This window comes from Natrarchaeobius chitinivorans (genome assembly GCF_003841505.1).
Classification (GTDB): Archaea; Halobacteriota; Halobacteria; order Halobacteriales; family Natrialbaceae; genus Natrarchaeobius; species Natrarchaeobius chitinivorans.
In genome coordinates, this window is the sequence record NZ_REGA01000042.1 from 1 (window position 1) to 5,062 (window position 5,062).

1 tRNA gene and 3 rRNA genes are annotated in these 5,062 nt (G+C 58.2%); all 4 read right to left on the reverse strand.

From position 1 onward, the window contains the following. Window positions 1–123: 123 nt before the first annotated feature. Window positions 124–245 (reverse strand): 5S ribosomal RNA (rrf, locus tag EA473_RS21720). Between the two features lie 118 nt (window positions 246–363). After that, a 23S ribosomal RNA gene (locus tag EA473_RS21725) occupies window positions 364–3,283 on the reverse strand. Window positions 3,284–3,514: 231 nt separating this feature from the next. Beyond that, a tRNA-Ala gene (locus EA473_RS21730) sits at window positions 3,515–3,586 on the reverse strand. Window positions 3,587–3,765: 179 nt separating this feature from the next. Beyond that, a 16S ribosomal RNA gene (locus tag EA473_RS21735) occupies window positions 3,766–5,062 on the reverse strand; the annotation flags it as partial.

Sequence of the window (5,062 nt, forward strand, 5' to 3'; positions counted from 1 at the left end):
CGAACCGCCTCGCCGCGCGGTCCGTCCCGACTAGGCGAGACGACCCAGCATCACCACTCCCCGCCGCAATATGACACACCCCACGCAGCGCAACCGCTCTCCGTGAGGTGAATGAAAGTATGAAAGGGGCGGCGAACTCGCGTTCCCAGAGGGTCTCCCACTCCAGTACTAGCGAATACGCAGACGGGCTTATCTTCCGTGTTCGGGATGGGTACGGGAGGAACCCCGCCGCTCTGGCCGCCTAACGCCGATCAGCGGAATCGAACCGCCGTCAAACCGTAATCGGTGGCTAAACCGTGTGTCGTGTAGTCCAGTTAACGCCTGGATCCGTTCGCGGATCCTGATCCAATGCGATGTAGTATGACTGTGTGGCTCGGTCTGTTAGTGCTCGCGGGCTCAACGTCTCGTTGCCTCGACGCGTACACCCCGAGTCTATCGAACTCGTCTTCTACGAGTGACCTCCGTGGTATCTCTTTTCCAAGTGGGTTTCGAGCTTAGATGCGTTCAGCTCTTACCCCGTGGCGCGTGGCTGCCCGGCACGTGCTCTCTCGAACAACCGGTACACCAGTGGCACCCATTCGTAGTTCCTCTCGTACTATACGAACGTTCTCGTCAGATACCGTAACACCCCCAATAGATAGCAGCCGACCTGTCTCACGACGGTCTAAACCCAGCTCACGACCTCCTTTAATAGGCGAACAACCTCACCCTTGCCCGCTTCTGCACGGGCAGGATGGAGGGAACCGACATCGAGGTAGCAAGCCACCCGGTCGATATGTGCTCTTGCGGGTGACGACTCTGTTATCCCTAAGGTAGCTTTTCTGTCAGCAATTTCCCGCATCAAGCAGGATAATTGGTTCGCTAGACCACGCTTTCGCGTCAGCGTCCGTCGTTGTGCCGGACACTGTCAGGCTTCCGTATGCTCTTGCGCTCTTTCCCGAGTCTCCGACTCGGGTGAGGAAACCTTGGGGCGCGCTCGATATCTTTTCAAGCGCGTACCGCCCCAGTCAAACTGCCCGGCTACCAGTGTCCTCCGCCAGGAGTGAGAGTCGCAGTCACCATCGGGTAGTATTTCAATGCTGGCTGGGTGGCCCGCTAGCGCGGGTACCTCTGTAACGCCTCCTACCTATGCTGCACAATGGCGACCACGTCTCAGTGACAGCCTGCAGTAAAGCTCTATAGGGTCTTCGCTTCCCCTTGGGGGTCTCCAGACTCCGCACTGGAATGTACAGTTCACCGGGCCCAACGTTGGGACAGTGGCGCTCTCGTTCATCCATTCATGCAAGCCGCTACTGAAGCGGCAAGGTACTACGCTACCTTAAGAGGGTCATAGTTACCCCCGCCGTTAACAGGTCCTTCGTCCCCTTGTACGGGGTGTTCAGATACCTGCACTGGGCAGGATTCAGTGACCGTACGAGTCCTTGCGGATTTGCGGTCACCTATGTTGTTACTAGACAGTCGGAGCGCCCGAGTCACTGCGACCTGCCCCTCTCCGGGGCAGGCATCCCTTATTGCGAACGTACGGGACTAACTTGCCGAATTCCCTAACGTCGGTTGATCCCGACAGACCTTGGCTTTCGCCGCCACGAGTACCTGTGTCGGATCTCGGTACGGACAGTGTGCTCACCTTTTCACGGGCTCTCGGTTGACCTCACTTGCGCTATCCAGCCATTCATTCGCTTCCTGCCATTACGGCTTCCACGAACTTCGACTGTTCGACCGGGCGAAGGCCCGGCTGAGGCGGCCCCAAAGCGTTGGCTTTGAGTGCACACTGGCATAGGAATATTAACCTATTCCCCTTTTGTCAGCTTCGACTTACGGGCTGACTTAGGACCGGCTAACCCTCGGCTGATCAGCATTGCCGAGGAACCCTTACTCGTTCGGCCGTCGGGGTTCTCACCCGACTAACGCTGCTACTATGACCAGAATTTTCGTTTCCGAACGGTCCACACGAAATCTCTTCCGTGCTTCCACCCGAACGGAACGCCAACCTACGGAATCACCTTCTGACAGGTGCCGCTAGGTCTCGGTGGTGGACTTGAGCCCCGATCATTTTCAGCGCCCCGAACCTCGGCCGGTAAGCTGTTACGCTTTTCTTAGAGGGTAGCTGCTTCTAAGCTCACCTCCCGGCTGTCTAGGGCTCGGGACCACTTTCGATCGCACTTAGTCCACACTTGGGGACCTTAACCCAGCTCTGGGTTGTCTCCCTCACGGTACACAGGCTTACCCCGCGCACCGGACTCCCTGCGTCGAACGGCGTTCGTAGGTTCGGAGTTGGACAGGGGGGCGCACTCCTCTCGGAGTGCGGTCCCCCAATCCGTCGCTCTACCCCACGAACTACCTCGGCAGAGGTCATGCTTCGACATGTTTCGGTTGGAACCAGCTGTTTCCGGACTCGATGGGCCTTTCACCCCTAGACATAGGTCACGCGAGGGTATTGTAGGACACCAACGCTAACAGGCCTCCACGTGGCTTTCGCCACGCTTCACCTTGCCCATGCCTAGATCGTCCGGTTTCGGGTCGTGCCCGATTGACTCCCCGCGCTTGAACACGGCGGCCCTCGTCGTAAGACTGCGGCCATGTCGGTTTCCCTGCGCCTTCCCCGATACTCGGGTTAGACTCGTCAATCAGGCACACTCTCTGGTTCGTTTTTCAAAACGTACGACGGAACACCGGCTTCCCGTGATTCTTACTGGAGACTCGCGTCTCGGTCATTTCTCACAGGACCTTGTATGCCCCGTCGCTCTATCGCCAACTGATTTCACGCCCTATTGCACCTCCCTTTGTGGGGTGCTTTTCAGCGTTCGCTCACGCTACTTGTTCGCTATCGGTCTCGAGGAGTGTTTAGTCTTCGCGGTCGATGCCCGCGACATTCACGAGGGATATCCAACCCCCGCTACTCTGGAGCTGACGCACAGCATACTGACCGACGGTACGGGACTGTCACCCTGTTTCGTACTCTATTCCAAGAGACTTCTCGTCGGAGTTCTGCTGATGAGAGTCAGTCCGAACACCACATTGCCCGTGAAGGCTTCGGTTTGGACTGTATCGCGTTCATTCGCCATTACTAACGACATCGCGTTTGCTTTCTGTTCCTGCCGGTACTAAGATGTTTCAATTCCCGGCGTTCCCCATTGCGCGAAGCAATTGCGGTGGGGATTCCCATTCGGAAATCCTGAGTTCTTCCCCTCCGTGCGGGTCCCTCAGGCTTATCGCAGCTTGGCACGTCCTTCTTCAGCTCTCGAGCCGAGCGATCCACCAGCTGGCACAGTAGCCACGTTCATCGGATCGGTGTTGCACGCGAAGTGCAACAGTGTAGTGACCCGGGAACGGATCCAGTGGACGCCTGGACTACACGTACACACGGTCTCATCTGCACGCCAGTAGACAGCTGGCCTGCATTGACCCTTCCCATCCACGTTTACACGGGATGGTGCATCGGTTCGGTCGGATTAGATCGAAGTGTCGTCTCCCACTTAAGGGACACGATCTCGTCTTCGATCCGCACCGAGTATGGACCCACTGGGATTCGAACCCAGGGCATCCTCCTTGCAAAGGAGGCACTCTCCCACTGAGCTATGGGCCCACCCCTGTCTCGGCGCTGCCGAGACAGGGAGCAAATCGAGCCTTGGTAGTTCAAAGGTGCCCGATCGGCCGCACGTGGCGTCGATCGAACGTGGACGGTGTGGCGTAAACGCCACTGTGGTGGCCATCCCGTCAGGATGGCCGGTGGTGGGCCAGGCGCGACGGCCTGGTCCCGGTCTGTGGAGGTGATCCAGCCGCAGATTCCCCTACGGCTACCTTGTTACGACTTAAGCCCCCTTGCGAAGCCCAGATTCGACCCGGAAACCGGGCCTCATCCGGACCTCACTCGGGTGCTTTGACGGGCGGTGTGTGCAAGGAGCAGGGACGTATTCACCGCGCCCTTCTGAGGCGCGATTACTACCGAATCCAGCTTCATGAGGGCGAGTTTCAGCCCTCAATCCGAACTACGATCGAGTTTCGGAGATTAGCGTCGCCTTTCGGCGTTGCATCCCACTGTCTCGACCATTGTAGCCCGCGTGTCGCCCAGCACATTCGGGGCATACTGACCTACCGTTGCCCATTCCTTCCTCCAGTTTGGCACTGGCAGTCTCCCTAATGTACCCAACCACCACAAGGGTGTTGCTGGCAATTAGGGACGTGGGTCTCGCTCGTTGCCTGACTTAACAGGACGCCTCACGGTACGAGCTGACGGCGGCCATGCACCTCCTCTCAGTGGCTCAGGTAAGCTCATCACACTGACCGTCACTGCACACTGTCGATGCTGGTGAGATGTCCGGCGTTGAGTCCAATTAAACCGCAGGCTCCTCCGGTTGTAGTGCTCCCCCGCCAATTCCTTTAAGTTTCATCCTTGCGGACGTACTTCCCAGGCGGTCTGCTTCACGGCTTCCCTACGGCACAACACAGGCTCGTAGCCTGTGTCACACCTAGCAGACATCGTTTACAGCTCGGACTACCCGGGTATCTAATCCGGTTCGTGACCCGAGCTTTCGTCCCTCACCGTCGGATCCGTCTTCCTGAGGCGCTTTCGCCACCGGTGGTCCGTCCAGGATTACGGGATTTCACTCCTACCCCGGACGTACCCCTCTGGTCTTCCGGTCCCAAGCCGAACAGTTTCCACCGGACGCCCGCACGTTAGGCGTGCGGATTTCCCGATGGACTTGAACGGCCAGCTACGGACGCTTTAGGCCCAATAACAGCGGTCATCACTCGTGCTGCCGGTATTACCGCGGCGGCTGGCACCGGTCTTGCCCAGCACTTATTCCTGTACCTCCTTACGGTACAGAAAAGCGAGGACGATATGCCCTCGCACGTGGAGTCCCCTTATCGCACTGGCGTGCAGTGTAAAGGTTTCGCGCCTGCTGCGCCCCGTAGGGCCCGGTATCTTGTCTCAGATACCGTCTCCGGGCTCTTGCTCTCACAACCCGTACCGATTACTGGCACGGTGGGCCGTTACCCCACCGTCTACCTAATCGGCCGCAGCCACATCCTATAGCGCCGGAGCGTTTCACACTCTCTG